Source organism: Novimethylophilus kurashikiensis, from assembly GCF_003112435.1.
GTDB lineage: Bacteria > Pseudomonadota > Gammaproteobacteria > Burkholderiales > Methylophilaceae > Novimethylophilus > Novimethylophilus kurashikiensis.
The window spans coordinates 669314-685114 of the sequence record NZ_BDOQ01000003.1; the positions used below are offsets into that span (position 1 = coordinate 669314).

Below are 15801 nucleotides of genomic sequence, written 5' to 3' on the forward strand. Positions count from 1 at the left end.
GATGAGGTAAAAAAGAGGAATCATGCTAGGAAATTGGTTAAAAACGACCGTGCTCATGGCGGTCATCGTCGTATTGTTTGCCACGGTAGGGGCTGCATTCGGCGGTGCTAGCGGCATGCTGATCGCGCTCGCGTTTGCGGCAGCGATGAATGTCTACGCCTACTGGTTTTCCGATGCGGTGGTATTGCGTATGTACAACGCTCAGGAAGTGGATGAGCAGAGTGCCCCTCGCTTTTACAACATGATTCGCGAGCTATCCCAGAATGCAGGCTTGCCGATGCCCAAGGTATACATCATCGACGAAGCGCAACCCAATGCCTTTGCCACCGGACGTAGTCCCGAGCACGCGGCTGTAGCTGCGACCACAGGCATCATGAACATGCTTTCCGAACGGGAGCTGCGAGGCGTGATGGCACATGAGCTGGCACATGTACTGCACCGCGATACCCTGATTTCTACTATCTCCGCCACGGTGGCCGGTGCCATCTCCTCTATCGCTCAGTTCGGCATGCTGTTCTCCGGCGGCGATCGCGATCGTAACGTTTCTCCGGTGGTGGCTATCCTGATCATGATCCTGGCTCCCATTGCCGCTATGCTGATCCAGATGGCAATTTCTCGCTCTCGTGAATTCGAGGCGGATCGCGGCGGTGCGGAAATCAGCGGCGACCCACGTTCGCTGGCTTCGGCTTTGCAGAAAATTCACAACTACGCCCACCAGATTCCGATGGAGGCTGCCCAGCAGCATCCGGAAACTGCTCAAATGATGATTATCAACCCGCTCTCCGCAGAAGGTATTCAGGGACTGTTCAGTACCCATCCTTCGACGGAAGAGCGTGTCTCCCGGTTGATGGAAATGGCGCAAGGCGTTGTATAAGGTCCAGCTTCTGGCCGCGAAAGCGGTCGCCCAGGTTATCGACGGCCACAATCTCAACCAGATCCTCGACAATCTCAAGCGCAGTCACAGTGAGTTGACTCCCGCAGAACGTAGCGCGTTTCAGGATATCAGCTACACCACACTGCGCTGGCTGAGCCGGCTGGAAGGCGTTCTGGCCTTATTGGTGCAACGGCCTTTGCGCGATCAGCGCGTGCGTTCTCTTTTGCTGGTTGCGCTAGCACAACTCACCTACGGGAAATCGGCCGAGCATGCGGTTGTGGACCATGCCGTGCGTGCCGCCAACAGTCTCAAGCTGCCTTGGGCTAAAGGCCTGGTGAACGGTGTGCTACGCAATTTCCTTCGGCAGCGCGAGCAACTACTTCGCAAGGTGGATGCTGATATCCAATCGCGCTTGTCTTATCCCGAGTGGTGGCTTGCCAAGGCAAAGCAGCAATACCCAGAAGCGTGGGAAGCCATGCTGGCTGTGGGGAACCTGCATCCACCCATGACCCTGCGAGTCAATCGGCGCAAGGTAGGTCGGGATGAATACCTGATTTTGTTGGCGCAGGCGGATATCCAGGCTAAGCCCTTAGGCTGCCTGGGTGTCCTGCTGGAAAAGCCGGTCCCTGTCGAGAAGCTGCCAAAGTTCGGCGAAGGCTGGGTTTCGGTGCAGGATTACGGCGCACAGCAAGCCGGTTTCCTGCTTGAGGTTCAAGATGGAATGCGTGTGTTGGACGCTTGCAGTGCCCCAGGCGGTAAAACTGCACATCTATTGGAAATTGCCGATCTTGACCTTACAGCTTTGGATCATGACGTGACGCGATTGCAGAAAGTCCAGGATAACTTGAGGCGATTGGAACTCAAGGCTGAAGTCCGTGAGGGAAACGCCGCGAAACCTCAAGAATGGTGGAATGGTCGTCTTTTCGACCGGATTCTGGCCGATGTACCATGCAGCGCGTCGGGTATCGTCAGGCGACATCCCGACATCAAATGGCTGCGAAGAGATGCCGATATTGCCGGGTTTGCCGCCCAGCAATCCTTGATCCTGAAGGGATTATGGTCAACCCTGGCAAAGGGTGGTAAATTGCTTTACGCGACCTGTTCCGTATTTCATGAAGAAAACGTACGTCAGGTCGACTCCTTTCTTGCCGAGACACCGGATGCGCGCCGCCTGCCTTTGGCATGGGAGCAGTTTTCCGGGTTAGAAAAAGAAGGCCAATTACTGCCCTGTGAGCTCCATGACGGCTTCTATTACGCGCTTTTGCAAAAAATTTAGCTGGATTCTGCTGTGCCTGACCATGGTGGCTTTTCAGCCTGCCCTGGCGGCTGATATCACTATCGAACATGCCGAACTGGTGTCCGGTGACGAAGCCTATCTTCTCAACGCTAGATTCGGCTTCGATTTCAATGCCGAAATCGAAGAAGCCATCAACAAGGGCGTCGCCCTCAATTTTCTCGTCGAATTTGCGTTGATGGAGCCACATCACTATTGGTTCGACGAAGAGGTTACCAGCGCTAGCCAAACCATCAAGTTAAGCTACCACGCCTTATCCCGCCAATATCTGGTCAATATCGGCACGCATCAAGCCAGTTATCCATCTTTCCAGGAAGCCGTTCAGGCCCTGTCGCGTATCAAGGATTGGGCGGTGGTGGATAAGTCGTTGGTCAAGAAGGGCATTCCTTACTATGCAATGCTGAGGATGCGGCTGGACGTGAATAGCTTGCCCAAGCCATTGCAGGTCAGTTCCATCGGTTCGGACAAATGGGATCTGGTTTCCGAGCGTCATCGATGGACTCCTAATTTTGACAAACCGGCTTTAGAGAAGCCAACCCCCGACAAGTGAAATATGTCGTCTTCATAGCCGTCGCGCTAGGCGCGGTGCTGCTATACCTGCTGTCGCATGCCAGCGCCAATACTGCTGTTTCCGGCCAGAGCTATACCGTCTTACTGGCGCTCAATATCATCTTGTCCGTCGCGCTTGCGGTGCTGGTGGGTTGGCAATTGTGGCGCTTATATAGGCAGATCAAGGCCCAGGTCATGGGCAGCAGGCTGGCGCTGAGGTTGATGGGGATGTTTGCCATGATGTCGATCATTCCCGGCCTTGTGGTGTATGGGGTTTCGGTTAACTTTCTGACGCGCTCCATCGAGTCCTGGTTCAATGTGAAGGTCGAAGCGGCACTGGATGGCGGCTTACGTCTGGGCCAAAGCACCCTGGATATCATGCTGAAAGACTTGCAAGAGAAGGGCGACAATATGGCGTCGTCGCTGGCCCTGCAAGGTCCTTCCGCTCACGTTTCTGCATTGAACGACCTACGCGAGAAAGCTGGCGTACAGGATGCCGTGCTGCTCACTCCGCAAGGTCGTATCGTGGCCTTTTCCAGCAGCGATTCAACCAGTTTTTTGCCGGATCTTCCTAGCATTCAACAATTGCGCCAAGCGCGCCAACACTCGCGCGGAATTATAGAGCCGATTCCAGGGAAAGGGCTTTACTTGAGGGTTCTGGCGCCAGTAAACACTTACGACTTGCGCGGCGAGTCACGCATCCTGCAACTGCTGCGCCCGGTACCCAAGACGCTTTCCGATACTGCCGAATCGGTACAGGCGGTGTATCAGGATTATCAGGAGCTTTCTTACGCGCGGCAGGCCCTTAAGCAGGTGTTTGCCTTGACGCTGACGCTGGTGTTGATGCTGGCAATGCTCTCCGCAGTCGCGTTCGCGTTCGTGCTGAGTCGGCGCCTATCGGCTCCCTTGGGGATTCTTGCCGAAGGCACTCGGGCGATTGCCAGCGGGGATTACGGCAAAGTGCTACCTGCGCACGGCAAGGATGAGTTGGGCATATTGGTGAGGTCGTTCAACAGCATGACGCGCCAACTTCGTGAAGCTACGGAAGCTACCGAGCGTCACCGCGCACAGGTCGAATCTGCGCGAGGCTATCTTGCCGCCATCCTCTCGCACCTATCGTCAGGAGTGTTGGCACTGGACGAAAACTTCTGCCTGCGAGCCTGCAACCCAGCCGCCGCACAAATCCTTGGCGTCGATCTTAACGATGCCTTGAGCAAGCCGCTTAAAAGCCTCGTAGAAGACTATCAGGCTCTATCGCCACTGGTGGGGGCCGTGCTTGAGCGATTTGCCGAAGATGCGCCGGGAGAATGGCAGCAACAATTGGAGCTGAGCGGCCGGCAAGGGACTCAGGTACTGCTGGTGCGCGGAACCCGTTTGCCGGCGGGGAGCGATAGTGGTTACGTAGCCGTGTTCGACGACATCACGCAATTGATCCAGGCGCAGCGCGATGCCGCTTGGGGCGAGGTAGCCCGACGTCTTGCCCACGAAATCAAAAATCCGCTCACGCCCATTCAGCTTTCCGCCGAGCGCTTGGAGCACAAGCTGGCCGACAAACTGGATGAAGGTGATGCTGAAATGTTACGTCGGGCGACCACCACTATCGTCAACCAGGTCACGGCCATGAAAAGCATGGTGAACGAATTTAGCGAGTACGCTCGGGCGCCGGCAGTGAATCTTGCTGAACTCGACCTCAACGCCATCATGCGAGAGGTGCTAGCCTTGTATGACCCGCCTGATATCCGGCTGAGCATTGATCTGCCGGAGTCGCCGATATGGGTCCGCGGTGACGCTACCATGTTGCGCCAGGTGCTTCACAATCTGCTGCAAAATGCTCAGGATGCTTTAGATGGATGCCCTGATCCAGCCATCGAGGTGAGTGCCCAACGCGAACGCGGTATGATATCGCTGGCTGTCAGCGACAATGGTAGCGGATTTCCCGAAGAACTCATTTCGCGGGCCTTCGAGCCCTACGTCACAACCAAACGTCACGGTACAGGATTGGGATTGGCCATCGTTAAGAAAATCGTGGAAGAGCACAAAGGCAGTATCAGCATCGAAAACCGCACGGCGGGAGGCGCGAGCGTCCGCATTAGCCTTCCCATTCAGGAAGCTTCAGCATGACGGCAAGACATATCCTCGTCGTCGACGACGAAATCGGCATTCGCGAACTACTGCGGGATATCCTTGAGGACGAGGGCTACCACGTTCATCTCGCGGAAAATGCAGCCGAGGCGCGTCATTCGCGCCAACAAATGCGTCCAGATTTGGTCCTGCTCGATATCTGGATGCCCGATTGCGACGGTGTCACCTTGCTCAAGGAATGGGGCAATGGTGGGCTGTTAACCATGCCGGTGGTGATGATGTCCGGCCATGCCACCATTGATACCGCGGTGGAAGCTACCCGCATCGGCGCTTTTGATTTCCTGGAAAAACCTATCGCGCTGCAAAAGCTGCTTAAAACGGTCGGCGCTGCTTTGCGTCATGGAGAACAGCAGCCCCGGCAGACATTGCATCTCATGAGCCTCGGCAAGAGCGCACCTATTGTCGACTTGCGCCAGCGACTCGAACAAGCTGCTCGCCTCAATACCCCATTGCTGTTGGTCGGCCCTCGCGGTTGCGGAATGGAGTTGTGCGCCAAATCGCTGCATAAGGATGGTACGCCCTGGCTGGTATTGGATCATTTCGAGAAACTGGTGAGCGCCCCCCTGGAGTTGCTGGAGCAAGTGCAGGAGGGCGTCCTATTCATTCCGGAAGTGGCTGAGCTCAACCGTCTTGAACAAAAAGGCCTATTGTTGTTGGCACAAAAGACCGACCGCTATGATGTTCGACTGGTTTGCGCGACGGCGCGGGCTTTACCGCAACTTGTAGCCGACGGCCAGTTCGACGACAACTTGTTGCAGGTCATCGGCAGTGCCACGGTGCGAGTACCTGCCCTTAACGAGCACAAGGAAGACATTCCAGAACTCGCTCAAACGCTGGTAGCGCATGCGAGCGAAACAGGCACAGTACCTTACAGGGATTTCGACACGGCAGCCCTCAATGCGCTGAGGAACGCACCGTGGCCGGGCGGCTTGGCTGAGTTGGAGGGCGCAGTAAAACGGTTGGCATTGACTACGCTAGCAGACACTATCGGCCTGGGTGACGTCGAGCGGTTGTTACAGGAATATACTGGCCTGGAGCCCGAGTCATCAGCAGTTGCGGCACCTAGCGCCGGCCTACCCATTTCGCTTGATCAACCGATGCGCGAAGCGCGGGACGATTTCGAGCGGCTTTACTTCGAGCATCATATTGCAAAGGCAGGCGGCAATATGAGTAAGGTGGCGGAGGCGGTGGGGCTGGAACGCACCCACCTGTACCGCAAGCTCAAACAGCTGGGCATCCAGAAAGCCGGTAATTAAACAGCATTGCCGGCCTTGAGCACTGGAATGCTCACGACCATCCGTGTCCCTAAGCCATCCTCACCTTCAGTCACCATTATTTCTGCCTGATGCGCTTGGGCGATTTCCTTGACGATGGCCAATCCCAATCCGCAGCCATCGCTGGTACTTTCAGACAGTCGATGGAAGCGTTCGAAAATGCGCTCGCGTTCCTCTGGCGGAATCCCTGGACCGTCATCCTCGACCGCCAACAGCACGTGCATATCAGAATCGCGCGTACTAACGGTGATCTTGCCGCCCTTGGGGCTATAGCGAATAGCGTTGTCGAGCAGGTTTGCTAGCAATTCATGCAGCATCAGTGGATTGCCCATGATTTGTTGCGCAGGAATATCGGTCTCGAAGCCCAGGTCAATATGCTTGTCCAGCGCCGCTGAAACCCATTCCGCAGTGGTATCGCGTGCGAGCTGAACGATGTCTAGCGGTTGCTGCTGGATCTCGCGTCCCGAGCCCGGTTCCACCCGCGCCAGTGCCAGCAATTGGCTCACCAGGTGAGACACCCGGCCAGCGCTTGCCAGGATGCGTTCCAAGGCTTGCCGTATATGGGCAGGATCGGTCTCGCGCAAGGCCATTTCGGCTTGGGTTTGCAACCCAGCGAGTGGGGTACGCAGTTGATGCGAGGCATCTGCTGTAAATCGCTGCTGGCGGCCCATGCTTTCACGCAGGCGCTTCATTAAATCGTTCATGGCGCGAAGCAGGGGTTGAACTTCACGTGGTGCATCTTCATAAGGTACCGCGCTCAGATCGCGGTAGGACCTTTGTTCCACCGCACGTTGCAGACGTTCTAACGGAGCTAAACCGCGACGTACGCCGTAATGCACCAAAGCGCCCGCCAGTAGCACGATCAGCAATTGCGGTAGCATCATGGTGGTAATGATTTCCTGAGCCAACCTGTCGCGTTTGGATTTTGTTTCAGCCACCTGAACCAATGCCGAACCCTTGGCGCTGGTGCCGGTAAGAGGAAGCGAAAAGGCGACCACACGCACATGGTTGTCGCCCAGCATAGTGTCGTAATAAAGGTGTTCGCCCGGCGGAGGAAGGGTGGGGGGCGGTAGCAGCCTTGGCTCTCCGGTAACGATGTTCCCCTTAGGGTCAGTTACGCGGTAATAAATCCAATCATCCTTATCGTATTCCAGCAGATCGAGTGCCTTTTGGGGCAGGTCGACCAATACTTTGCCGTGTACCACGAATACTTGATCGGCCAATGCGAGTGCCGCACGGAACAAGGATCGGTCGTAAGCCAGATTGGAAAAGTGATAGGCACGGAAATAAGAGTTGTAGCCGCCTAGGATCAGCAGGGGAATCAACAGGGCTAGCAGCCAGATGAGCAACTGGCGTCTAAGCGTGCGCGCTTTAGCTCGCACGGTCTTCTTCCAGCAAGTAACCCAGGCCGCGTATGGTGCGGATGCGCGCGCCGGAGGATTCCAGTTTTTTGCGCAGGCGATGGATATAGACTTCGATCGCGTTATCGCCCAGGTCTTCGTCCCAGTTGCACAGCGCTTCCATGATCTGTTCCTTGTTCACCACCTTGTTCTGGCGCAGCATCAGGACTTCCAGCACGCCCAGCTCGCGTGAAGATAGCTCAAGTGGTGTATTGCCGTTGGTCGCACGCCTACCGGACGGGTCGAATTCCAGGTTGCCGCAGTGCAATGCAGCATTGCTGCCCAACTGGCCGCGTCGGATCAAGGCGCGGACGCGAGCTTCCAGTTCCACTAGATTGAAGGGCTTGGTCAGATAATCGTCAGCCCCCAAATCCAGTCCTTGAACGCGATCCTCAATGGCGTCGCGTGCAGTGAGAATGAGCACTGGGGTGCGTCCGCCGCGTTGTCTGAGGCGCTTCAATACTTCGGTGCCGTCCATTTTTGGCAGTCCAAGATCCAGAATCGCTAAGTCGTAGGCAGCGTTCTGCAACATGGTATTGGCCTGCTCGCCGTTTGAGGCGCGATCAATGGCATAGCCTGATTGGCCTAACGATCTCGTTAAACCATCTGCCAGGGTTGGGTCGTCTTCAACAATTAAAATCCGCATAAGAATTATCAGTAAGGTTCGGGTAAGGTTGGCGGCGTATCGTGCATTTCACGGCAAGCGAGCCGAATTAGAAGTACAGATCGTAGAACATTTTATTTTATTCAAGGGATAAAACATGAACAAACTGTTGGCTGCTCTGATCGCTGGTTTCTTTGCTGTTTCCGTGAACGCTTTTGCTGCCGATGAAGCTGCCCCGGCTGCTGATGCTGCTCCCGCTGCCAAGGAAAAGCCCGCTGCTCCTGCCAAGAAGGCACACAAGGCAAAGAAGGCACACAAGGCTGCTGCCAAGAAGGCTGAAGAAAAGCCTGCTGAAGCTGCTCCGGCTGCTGATGCTCCTGCCAAGTAATTCGACGGCAGAAGTAAAAAAGCGGGGCTTGCCCCGCTTTTTTATTGTCGATTGTTTTAGAGATTGTCATCGTAAATAACGGTGAGCGGCGCATGGTCCGAAAAGCGCTCATCCTTGTAAACTGACGTAGCATTAGCCTTGGTGGCTATTCCCGGAGTCGCCACCTGGTAATCGATACGCCATCCCACGTTTTTGGCCCATGCCTGGCCGCGATTAGACCACCAGGTGTAACACTCGTCCGTAGTCTCCGGATGGAGTTTGCGGTACACGTCCACCCAGCCTAGCTCATCGAAAATCCGCGTCATCCAGGCGCGTTCTTCAGGCAAAAAGCCCGAGTTCTTGCGATTGCCGCGCCAGTTCTTGAGATCGATTTCCTTGTGCGCGATGTTCCAGTCGCCGCAGATGACGACCTCGCGACCGCTTTCCTTCAACGCCATAAGGTGTGGCAGAAAACGTTCCATTACGCTGAATTTGACTGTCTGGCGTTCTTCACCGCTGGAACCGGAAGGAAGGTACAAGGACACGACGCTCAGGTTGCCGTACTGCGCTTCGATGTAGCGCCCCTCGGCATCGATATCGGGCATCCCCAACCCTTCGATGATGGCGTCCGGTTGTTTCTTGCTGTAGATGCCAACGCCGCTATAGCCCTTCTTTTCAGCGTAATGGAAATAGCCGTAAAAGCCTTCGGGCTGCAGCATTTCGCGGGTCATATCGGCAGCCTGGGCTTTGAGTTCCTGCATGCAGACGATGTCAGCGTCTTGCTTGGCAAGCCAAGGAAAAAGCCCTTTAGTGGTCGCAGAGCGAATACCGTTGAGATTGAGGCTGATGATTTTGAGCATGGTTGGCTTGGTCTTAATGGCGATGACGGGCGCAAAATGGATACAATTACGGCGTATTGCCCTTGGAGAAGTCGCCACGAGCGAGTGCGGCAATATACCAAATAGGTGGTCGAGATGGTAACGCCTTGCCGTCTCATCTCAAAGTTGCACGTATGCGTGCCGATCAAAAGACAGGAATCCCATGACCGATTTCAGCAAAGAATTCATCCAGTTCGCCGTCGATAAGCAAGTGTTGCGCTTTGGCGAATTCAAGACCAAGGCAGGCCGCCTGAGTCCTTATTTTTTCAATGCAGGGCTCTTCAATGACGGCGACAGCCTGCTCAAGCTGGGTGAATTTTATGCATCGGCCATCATTGAATCCGGCATGGAGTTCGACATGCTGTTCGGCCCGGCTTATAAGGGCATCACGCTTGCCGCGAGCATCGCCATTGCGCTGGCGCGTCGCGGCCGCAATGTTCCCTATGCCTATAACCGCAAGGAAGCCAAGGACCACGGCGAGGGCGGCACGATCGTGGGCGCACCCTTGCAAGGCAAGGTACTGATCGTAGACGACGTCATTTCAGCCGGCACTTCCGTGCGTGAATCCGTCGAGCTGATCCGTAACAGCGGTGCTGTACCTTGTGCGGTGGCGATTGCCCTGGACCGCCAGGAGCGCGGGCAGGGCACGTTGTCGGCGGTGCAGGAAGTGCAGCAGCAATATGAAATTCCCGTGATCCATATCGCCGGTCTGGCCGACCTGATTCAATATTTGGAAGACGCACCGCAATTGGCGGAATTTCGTCCGGCGATTCAGGCGTATCGCCAAACCTACGGTGTTTAACGATTAGACATGATCGTCTGCAGTTTTCCGCCCGTGGCCCGGGCGGATGCAGAAATCCTGATCCTGGGATCAATGCCGGGTCCGCTCTCGCTGGCCCGGCAGCAGTATTACGCCCATCCTCAAAATCTGTTCTGGCCTTTCATGGGTGAGATATTCGGCGCGGGTCCTGATAAACCTTATGAGTCGCGACTGGAGTTGCTGCAAGCGCGCGGCATCGCGCTATGGGATGTGCTGAAAGAATGCTTCAGGGAAAGCGCGCTCGATGCGGATATCGTGGAAAACTCCATTATTCCTAACGACTTTCCCGCATTTTTTGCCGAGCATCCAGGGATCAAGCGCGTATTTTTTAATGGCAGCAAGGCTGAGCAGGCCTTCAGGCGATACGTGCTGCCAACGTTGGAGGTAGAGAGCTTAGAGCTGGTACGATTGCCATCGACCAGCCCCGCCAATGCCTCGGTTACAAGAGAGAATAAACTGGCGGAGTGGCGCCGGATCAGGCCAGTTTCTGCTTGAGGATTTCGTTGACCTGTGCCGGGTTGGCCTTGCCCTTGCTGGCTTTCATCACCTGGCCGACCAAGCCGTTAAAGGCTTTTTCCTTGCCCGATTTGTACTCGGCCACCATGGCGGCATTGGCGGCCAGCACTTCGTCCACGATTTTCTCGATCGCGCCAGCATCCGAAACCTGTTTCAGGCCCTTGCTTTCGATAATCGCGTCCGCATCGCCTTCGCCAGTCCACATCGCGTCGAAAACTTCCTTGGCGATTTTGTTGGAAATGGTGCCGTCCTGGATGCGCTTGAGCAGTCCTGCCAAGTGATCAGGCGAGACTGGAGAGGCTGAAATATCCAGGCCTTCCTCGTTCAGCTTGGCAGCAAGGGTGCCCATCAACCAATTGGCGACCAGCTTGGCTTCGCCGCCGAAAGCCGCCGTGGCGGAAACGAAATAATCAGCGAAGCCGCGAGATGACGTAATGGTGCTGGCATCATAGGCCGGCAAGCCGTATTCCTGTTCGAAGCGTGCTTTCATTGCTTCTGGCAGTTCCGGCATGGATTGCTTCACATCTGAAATGTAGTCGCTCGTGATTTCCAGCGGCAGGAGGTCGGGGTCAGGGAAGTAGCGGTAGTCATTGGCTTCTTCCTTGCTGCGCATGGCACGGGTTTCGCCTGTTTCCGGGTCAAACAGTACGGTTGCCTGCTGAATAGTGCCGCCGTCTTCCAATGTTTCGATCTGCCAGCGGGTTTCGTACTCGATAGCCTGCTGCATGAAGCGGAAGGAGTTGAGGTTCTTGATTTCGCGGCGGGTACCCAGCTTGTCCGAGCCCTTGGGGCGCACGGAAACATTGACGTCGCAACGGAAAGAGCCTTCCTGCATGTTGCCGTCGCAAATGCCGATCCATTGCACCAGCTCGTGCAGTTTCTTGGCGTAAGCCACGGCTTCGGCGGCAGAACGCATGTCGGGCTCGCTGACGATCTCCAACAGCGGTGTGCCCGCACGGTTGAGGTCGATGCCGGTCATCCCGTGGAAGTCTTCATGTACCGACTTGCCCGCGTCCTCTTCCAAATGGGCGCGAGTAATCCGGATGGTTTTCTCGCTGTCGCCGACTTGGATGGTGAGCGAACCCTTACCTACGACGGGAAGCTCGTATTGGCTGATCTGATAACCTTTGGGCAGATCGGGATAAAAGTAATTCTTGCGGGCGAAAACAGAGCGAGGGGCAATCTCGGCATTAATCGCCAGGCCGAATTTGACGGCACAGTGGACAGCCTCTTTATTGAGTACGGGCAACACACCCGGGAGCGCGATGCTGACCTCGCAAGCCTGGGTATTAGGCGCCGCGCCGAATGCGGTAGAAGCGCCCGAGAAGATTTTGGTGTTGGTTTGAAGTTGGGCGTGCGTTTCCAGCCCGATGACGACTTCCCACTGCATCTTGTTTTTGCCTGAATGGAGAATGGCCGATTTGAAGACAGCCGAAAAATAAATTCCCCGCAAGTGCCGTCAGGGCCCGCATCCTGAACGCTAGGCGTCAGGGGGTCGCAGCCGGAGCACATCAGGCACGCCCACTAAGGGCACGCACAACAGTGCTCGGATTGGTCGCAACCAATTGCTCAGATATTGGTTCAAGGAATCTAGAGCCTTGACGAACACCGCAGGGAAACCGGTTTAAGCGTTTATATTGGATTCGAACGAAGCAACATTCGAATTCGATATAAACGTCAAAATAGCTTTTCTTGATCCATCAATGCGCGATCAAGCTGTTCCTGCATGCTTCCGATTCTACGCTTGAAGTCGCCAATGTCAAACCCGCCGGACCGCGTAGTAAGGAGTTCATGCGCGATATTGAGCGCCGCCATGATAGCGATGCGCTCCACCCCGATGACTTTGCCGGAGTCGCGAATTTCACGCATTTTGCGGTCGAGATAAGAGACTGCCAAGAGCAGTTCTTCCTGCTCGTCTTCCGGGCAGGCGACGCGGAACTCGCGTCCCATAATGGAAACATCCAACCCTTTGACTTCGCTCACAGCGTTGTTCCTTCAGGCAGATGTTCGATGATGGCTTGCAGTCGATTGCCGGCTTGCGTCATGTTGTCTTTCAATTGCCGGGCATCGCTCTGGGCTTGCGCCAGTTCCTGCCGCAACTGGTGGTTCTCGTTGCGCAGGCGCTGAGCCAACGCAATAAATTGCGCGAGCTTCTCTTCCAAAGCTTTCAAATCGGCTTCCATGGCGCAACTATAAGTGGAAAAAGCCAGTCTGGTCAACCGTTAAGGCTAATTTGTGAAAGTATTACAGTATGTTAACAAGTGGCTTTAGATTGCCGCTCCAGCCCATATCCCCTACAATGCCGCCACGTTGTCAGGTGTCCTGACGCTCGTCCGAGCGAAAGGATGAAACGGGAAACAGGTGTGAAACCTGTGCTGCCCCCGCAACGGTAAGTAAGTGAGGGTTCATCAACACGCCACTGTGGCAGAAGCCATGGGAAGGCGATGAATCAAGACTTGCGAGCCCGGAGACCGGCCTGATCACGCAGTTGGAAATACCACGGGGTGATGGTGTTAAGGCCGGGAGACCTTTGGTCTGCCCTTTCTGCGCATTCCCTTTGTTATTTCCGTTATGCAATTTGGTGTGCGGGGTCGCATGCCCAAAGGGAGCAATTAAGTGAAAAAAATTACAGTCGCTGGCTTAGCCGGTTTGCTATCAGCCGTTCCAGCGTATGCACACGATTCTATTTATTCCGACGATGTCGTTGTCACGGCAAACCGTATTCCGCAACCGCGTGAGGCAGTGCTGGCCGATGTTTCAGTGATTACTGGGGAGGAAATCGCGCGCTCAGGGCAGTCCTCGCTGGTAGAAGTGCTGAGAACATTGCCTGGAGTCGAGATCGAAAGCAATGGCGGTTTGGGTATGGCCTCTGCTGTGCACTTGCGCGGAACAAGTTCTCAATCCGTTGTCGTCTTGGTCGACGGGCTGCGTGTAGGTTCGGCTACGCTCGGTACGACAGCGTTCGAGCAAATTTCTCCTGATCAAGTCGAGCGAATCGAAGTAGTCCGCGGCCCAGCTTCCAGCCTTTACGGTGCAGATGCTGTCGGCGGAGTGATTCAAATATTTACCAAGCACGGGGAAAGCAAACCGGTAGCGAGCGTCTCTTTCGGCTATGGTAGCTACAACACGAGAAAGGCGACCGCCAGCCTGAGTGGTGCAATAGGCGATACTCGGGCTTCCTTGAATATCAGCACGCTAAATACCGACGGGATTTCCTCTCTGAGAAATCAAACGGAGCGAGCAGCTGATCATGATGCCTACAGAAACGAATCCATATCTGCCTCCATCGATCATAAGATTGTCGATGGACATGAAATAGGGCTACAGATATACGACAGCTTTAATCATGCCCAATTCGATGACGATTCTCTCTTTTCGTCCCATCAATATATGACCCAGCGAGGGATAAGTCTCACCAGCCGTAATCAAATTACGACGATTTGGCATAGTACCCTGCGCGTTGGCGAGGGGGAAGACGCCCTCAAGAGCTTCGGCAGTAGTTTCGGTGAAAACATCATCAGAACATACCAACGTCAGTACCTCTGGCAAAACGATGTGCAACTGCCTCTTGGAACGTTGACGCTCGCCTATGACCGGCTCGAGCAACACGTTGTATCTCTTACCGAGTTTGCTAAAACACATCGCAACGATAACGGCTGGCTTGCAAGTTATTTACTCGACGAAGGCCCGCACTCCTTCCAGTTCAGCATGAGACGCGACGACAATTCCCAGTTTGGCCAGCATACGACGGGCAATATTGCCTATGGCTATCGCTTCAACCAGTTTTGGAAGGTATCCGGGAGCTATGGCACGGCATTTCGCGCACCTACGTTCGCAGACCTTTATTGGCCGTTCCAGGATTTCGGGCCGTCATATGGTACCTATCAAGGAAATCCCAATCTAAAGCCCGAGACTTCACGTAATAGGGAGGTGTCATTGACTTACGATCAGGGACACCATCGCGTCACTGCCACCGCCTATCACAATGAAGTCAATAATCTTTTGGTGTGCTGCCAAGGCTTATTCCACGACTTTCCGACCAATGTGGGTTCAGCCACAATCAATGGCGTGACTCTCGCCTATGAAGGCTGGTTTGATCGATATCACCTGCGCGCTAACAGCGATTTTCAATCCCCAAAAGATGACGAAACGGGTCATTTGCTGTCTCGTCGGTCGCGTGCCCATGGGGCAATCTATCTAGGTCAAACCTGGGATAAGCTGGAACTGGGAACGGAAGTTGTATCCAGCGGCGCACGCTATGACGATGCCGCCAATACGCGCCGTCTTGGCGGATACACGCTCGTGAATTTCACAGGCAAATATGAGTTGAGTCCTGAATGGTCGCTTGAAGGGCGCATCAACAACGTTTTCGATAAATACTATACGTTGGCTACCTTCTACGGCACGCCCTACAGCACCCCCGGCGCTAATCTCTTTGTCGGACTGCGCTGGCAATCGAAATAGCACCGGGCCATGGGTTACAATCGCAAGCATTCGATAAAAGGAGAATCAAACATGAATCTGGACACTCGCAAACAATACGGTATTGCTGCCGTCCTGGGCTTGCTGATTGCTGCGACCCATGGCCACCATTTCGGCAGCCTGCTGCATTTACCGCCCGCCACGTGGGCCGTATTTTTCGCAGCAGGTTTTTATGTGCGTCGCGCCTGGTTGTTTGCCGCATTGCTGGTGGAAGTGGTCGCGCTTGATTATTTCGCAACGACGGTGGGCGGCGTCAGCAGCTATTGCGTGAGCCCGGCTTACGGATTCCTGCTGCCGGCGTATGCTTCGCTGTGGACGGCAGGACGTTGGCTGTCTGCCCGCTATCGCTTTTCCACGGCCGTCTTGCCTGCTTTGGGGGCGAGCCTGGCGGCAAGTGTCACGCTGGCAGAACTGTTCTCGAGCGGCGGCTTTTACTTCTTCTCCGGCCGATATGCCGATACCAGCATTGCAGAATTCGGCGCTCGCATGGTCGCGTATTTCCCGCAATCGCTGTCTTCGTTCGCGTTCTGGGTTGGCATCGCCTTGGTCGTTCATGTTGCACTGACCTTGACCCAAACCGACCGCAAACAATCCATCTAAT

Annotated in this window: 16 protein-coding genes, 1 other RNA gene and 1 riboswitch; of the genes, 10 read left to right on the top strand and 7 right to left on the bottom strand. The window is 55.1% G+C overall.

Translation table 11 applies throughout. The features are described from left to right. Positions 1 to 22: 22 nt before the first annotated feature. The 5 genes from htpX to NMK_RS06750 are packed head-to-tail and all read left to right on the top strand — an operon-like array spanning position 23 to position 6115. Entirely contained in the window at positions 23 to 874 is an 852-nt protein-coding gene (gene htpX / locus NMK_RS06730; protein WP_109014969.1) for a zinc metalloprotease HtpX, read from the top strand. Next, a complete protein-coding gene (gene rsmB / locus NMK_RS06735; RefSeq protein ID WP_109014970.1) occupies positions 867 to 2150 on the top strand; it encodes a 16S rRNA (cytosine(967)-C(5))-methyltransferase RsmB in 1284 nt (427 codons plus the stop codon). Before htpX ends, rsmB begins: the two co-directional genes overlap by 8 nt. Next, positions 2113 to 2718, top strand: coding sequence for a DUF4390 domain-containing protein (locus tag NMK_RS06740; protein WP_227871397.1), 606 nt, complete (start codon positions 2113 to 2115; stop codon positions 2716 to 2718). The genes rsmB and NMK_RS06740 overlap by 38 nt, the downstream gene beginning before the upstream one ends. After that, the gene (locus tag NMK_RS06745; RefSeq protein ID WP_109014971.1) at positions 2715 to 4838 is read left to right on the top strand and encodes a sensor histidine kinase; all 2124 of its coding nucleotides are present in this window, start codon (positions 2715 to 2717) and stop codon (positions 4836 to 4838) included. The genes NMK_RS06740 and NMK_RS06745 overlap by 4 nt, the downstream gene beginning before the upstream one ends. Next, positions 4835 to 6115, top strand: coding sequence for a sigma-54-dependent transcriptional regulator (locus NMK_RS06750; RefSeq protein ID WP_109014972.1), 1281 nt, complete (start codon positions 4835 to 4837; stop codon positions 6113 to 6115). The genes NMK_RS06745 and NMK_RS06750 overlap by 4 nt, the downstream gene beginning before the upstream one ends. On the opposite strand, the gene NMK_RS06755 is transcribed toward NMK_RS06750, so the two are convergent. Together NMK_RS06755 and NMK_RS06760 are read right to left on the bottom strand one after the other, a co-directional pair. After that, a complete protein-coding gene (locus tag NMK_RS06755) occupies positions 6112 to 7515 on the bottom strand; it encodes a sensor histidine kinase (protein ID WP_109014973.1) in 1404 nt (467 codons plus the stop codon). The two genes, NMK_RS06750 and NMK_RS06755, sit on opposite strands and share 4 nt — an antisense overlap. Beyond that, the gene (locus NMK_RS06760) at positions 7505 to 8179 is read right to left on the bottom strand and encodes a response regulator (protein ID WP_109014974.1); all 675 of its coding nucleotides are present in this window, start codon (positions 8177 to 8179) and stop codon (positions 7505 to 7507) included. The genes NMK_RS06755 and NMK_RS06760 overlap by 11 nt, the downstream gene beginning before the upstream one ends. 115 nt (positions 8180 to 8294) lie before the next feature. On the opposite strand from NMK_RS06760, the gene NMK_RS06765 reads away from it, so the two are divergent. Then, a complete protein-coding gene (locus NMK_RS06765; protein ID WP_109014975.1) occupies positions 8295 to 8525 on the top strand; it encodes a hypothetical protein in 231 nt (76 codons plus the stop codon). A gap of 56 nt (positions 8526 to 8581) precedes the next feature. Here NMK_RS06765 and NMK_RS06770 read toward each other — a convergent pair whose 3' ends face one another. Continuing rightward, on the bottom strand, positions 8582 to 9364 hold the full coding sequence (locus tag NMK_RS06770; protein ID WP_109014976.1) for an exodeoxyribonuclease III: 783 nt from the start codon (positions 9362 to 9364) through the stop codon (positions 8582 to 8584). A 181-nt stretch (positions 9365 to 9545) separates the two neighbouring features. Here NMK_RS06770 and pyrE point away from each other — a divergent pair, with 181 nt between their 5' ends. Further along, positions 9546 to 10184, top strand: coding sequence for an orotate phosphoribosyltransferase (gene pyrE, locus NMK_RS06775; RefSeq protein WP_109014977.1), 639 nt, complete (start codon positions 9546 to 9548; stop codon positions 10182 to 10184). A 9-nt stretch (positions 10185 to 10193) separates the two neighbouring features. After that, positions 10194 to 10697 (top strand): DNA-deoxyinosine glycosylase, encoded by a 504-nt coding sequence (locus NMK_RS06780; protein WP_109014978.1) that lies wholly within the window; start codon positions 10194 to 10196, stop codon positions 10695 to 10697. On the opposite strand, the gene gatB is transcribed toward NMK_RS06780, so the two are convergent. The 4 genes from gatB to NMK_RS06800 form a co-directional block, all read right to left on the bottom strand. Next, the gene (gatB, locus tag NMK_RS06785; protein WP_109015099.1) at positions 10678 to 12108 is read right to left on the bottom strand and encodes an Asp-tRNA(Asn)/Glu-tRNA(Gln) amidotransferase subunit GatB; all 1431 of its coding nucleotides are present in this window, start codon (positions 12106 to 12108) and stop codon (positions 10678 to 10680) included. The two genes, NMK_RS06780 and gatB, sit on opposite strands and share 20 nt — an antisense overlap. A gap of 50 nt (positions 12109 to 12158) precedes the next feature. Next, a non-coding RNA gene (gene ssrS, locus NMK_RS06790) (6S RNA) lies at positions 12159 to 12338 on the bottom strand. 57 nt (positions 12339 to 12395) lie between these two features. Continuing rightward, a complete protein-coding gene (locus NMK_RS06795; protein ID WP_109014979.1) occupies positions 12396 to 12701 on the bottom strand; it encodes a cell division protein ZapA in 306 nt (101 codons plus the stop codon). After that, positions 12698 to 12889 carry a hypothetical protein gene (locus tag NMK_RS06800; RefSeq protein WP_227871398.1) on the bottom strand — a complete coding sequence of 64 codons (192 nt, stop codon included), beginning with the start codon at positions 12887 to 12889 and terminating at the stop codon, positions 12698 to 12700. The genes NMK_RS06795 and NMK_RS06800 overlap by 4 nt, the downstream gene beginning before the upstream one ends. 127 nt (positions 12890 to 13016) lie before the next feature. Continuing rightward, positions 13017 to 13212, top strand: a riboswitch (cobalamin riboswitch). Positions 13213 to 13334: 122 nt separating this feature from the next. On the opposite strand from NMK_RS06800, the gene NMK_RS06805 reads away from it, so the two are divergent. Continuing rightward, a complete protein-coding gene (locus tag NMK_RS06805) occupies positions 13335 to 15182 on the top strand; it encodes a TonB-dependent receptor domain-containing protein (protein ID WP_109014981.1) in 1848 nt (615 codons plus the stop codon). A 51-nt stretch (positions 15183 to 15233) separates the two neighbouring features. Beyond that, entirely contained in the window at positions 15234 to 15800 is a 567-nt protein-coding gene (locus NMK_RS06810; RefSeq protein ID WP_109014982.1) for a hypothetical protein, read from the top strand. Position 15801 lies beyond the last annotated feature (1 nt).

Excerpts from the sequence above, each read along its gene's own strand:
- NMK_RS06780 (WP_109014978.1), top strand. The coding sequence starts at position 10,194 with ATGATCGTCTGCAGTTTTCCGCCCGTGGCCCGGGCGGATGCAGAAATC.
- NMK_RS06750 (WP_109014972.1), top strand. The coding sequence starts at position 4,835 with ATGACGGCAAGACATATCCTCGTCGTCGACGACGAAATCGGCATTCGC.
- NMK_RS06740 (WP_227871397.1), top strand. The coding sequence starts at position 2,113 with ATGACGGCTTCTATTACGCGCTTTTGCAAAAAATTTAGCTGGATTCTG.
- NMK_RS06770 (WP_109014976.1), bottom strand. The coding sequence starts at position 9,364 with ATGCTCAAAATCATCAGCCTCAATCTCAACGGTATTCGCTCTGCGACC.
- htpX (WP_109014969.1), top strand. The coding sequence starts at position 23 with ATGCTAGGAAATTGGTTAAAAACGACCGTGCTCATGGCGGTCATCGTC.
- NMK_RS06765 (WP_109014975.1), top strand. The coding sequence starts at position 8,295 with ATGAACAAACTGTTGGCTGCTCTGATCGCTGGTTTCTTTGCTGTTTCC.
- NMK_RS06810 (WP_109014982.1), top strand. The coding sequence starts at position 15,234 with ATGAATCTGGACACTCGCAAACAATACGGTATTGCTGCCGTCCTGGGC.
- NMK_RS06760 (WP_109014974.1), bottom strand. The coding sequence starts at position 8,179 with ATGCGGATTTTAATTGTTGAAGACGACCCAACCCTGGCAGATGGTTTA.
- pyrE (WP_109014977.1), top strand. The coding sequence starts at position 9,546 with ATGACCGATTTCAGCAAAGAATTCATCCAGTTCGCCGTCGATAAGCAA.
- gatB (WP_109015099.1), bottom strand. The coding sequence starts at position 12,108 with ATGCAGTGGGAAGTCGTCATCGGGCTGGAAACGCACGCCCAACTTCAA.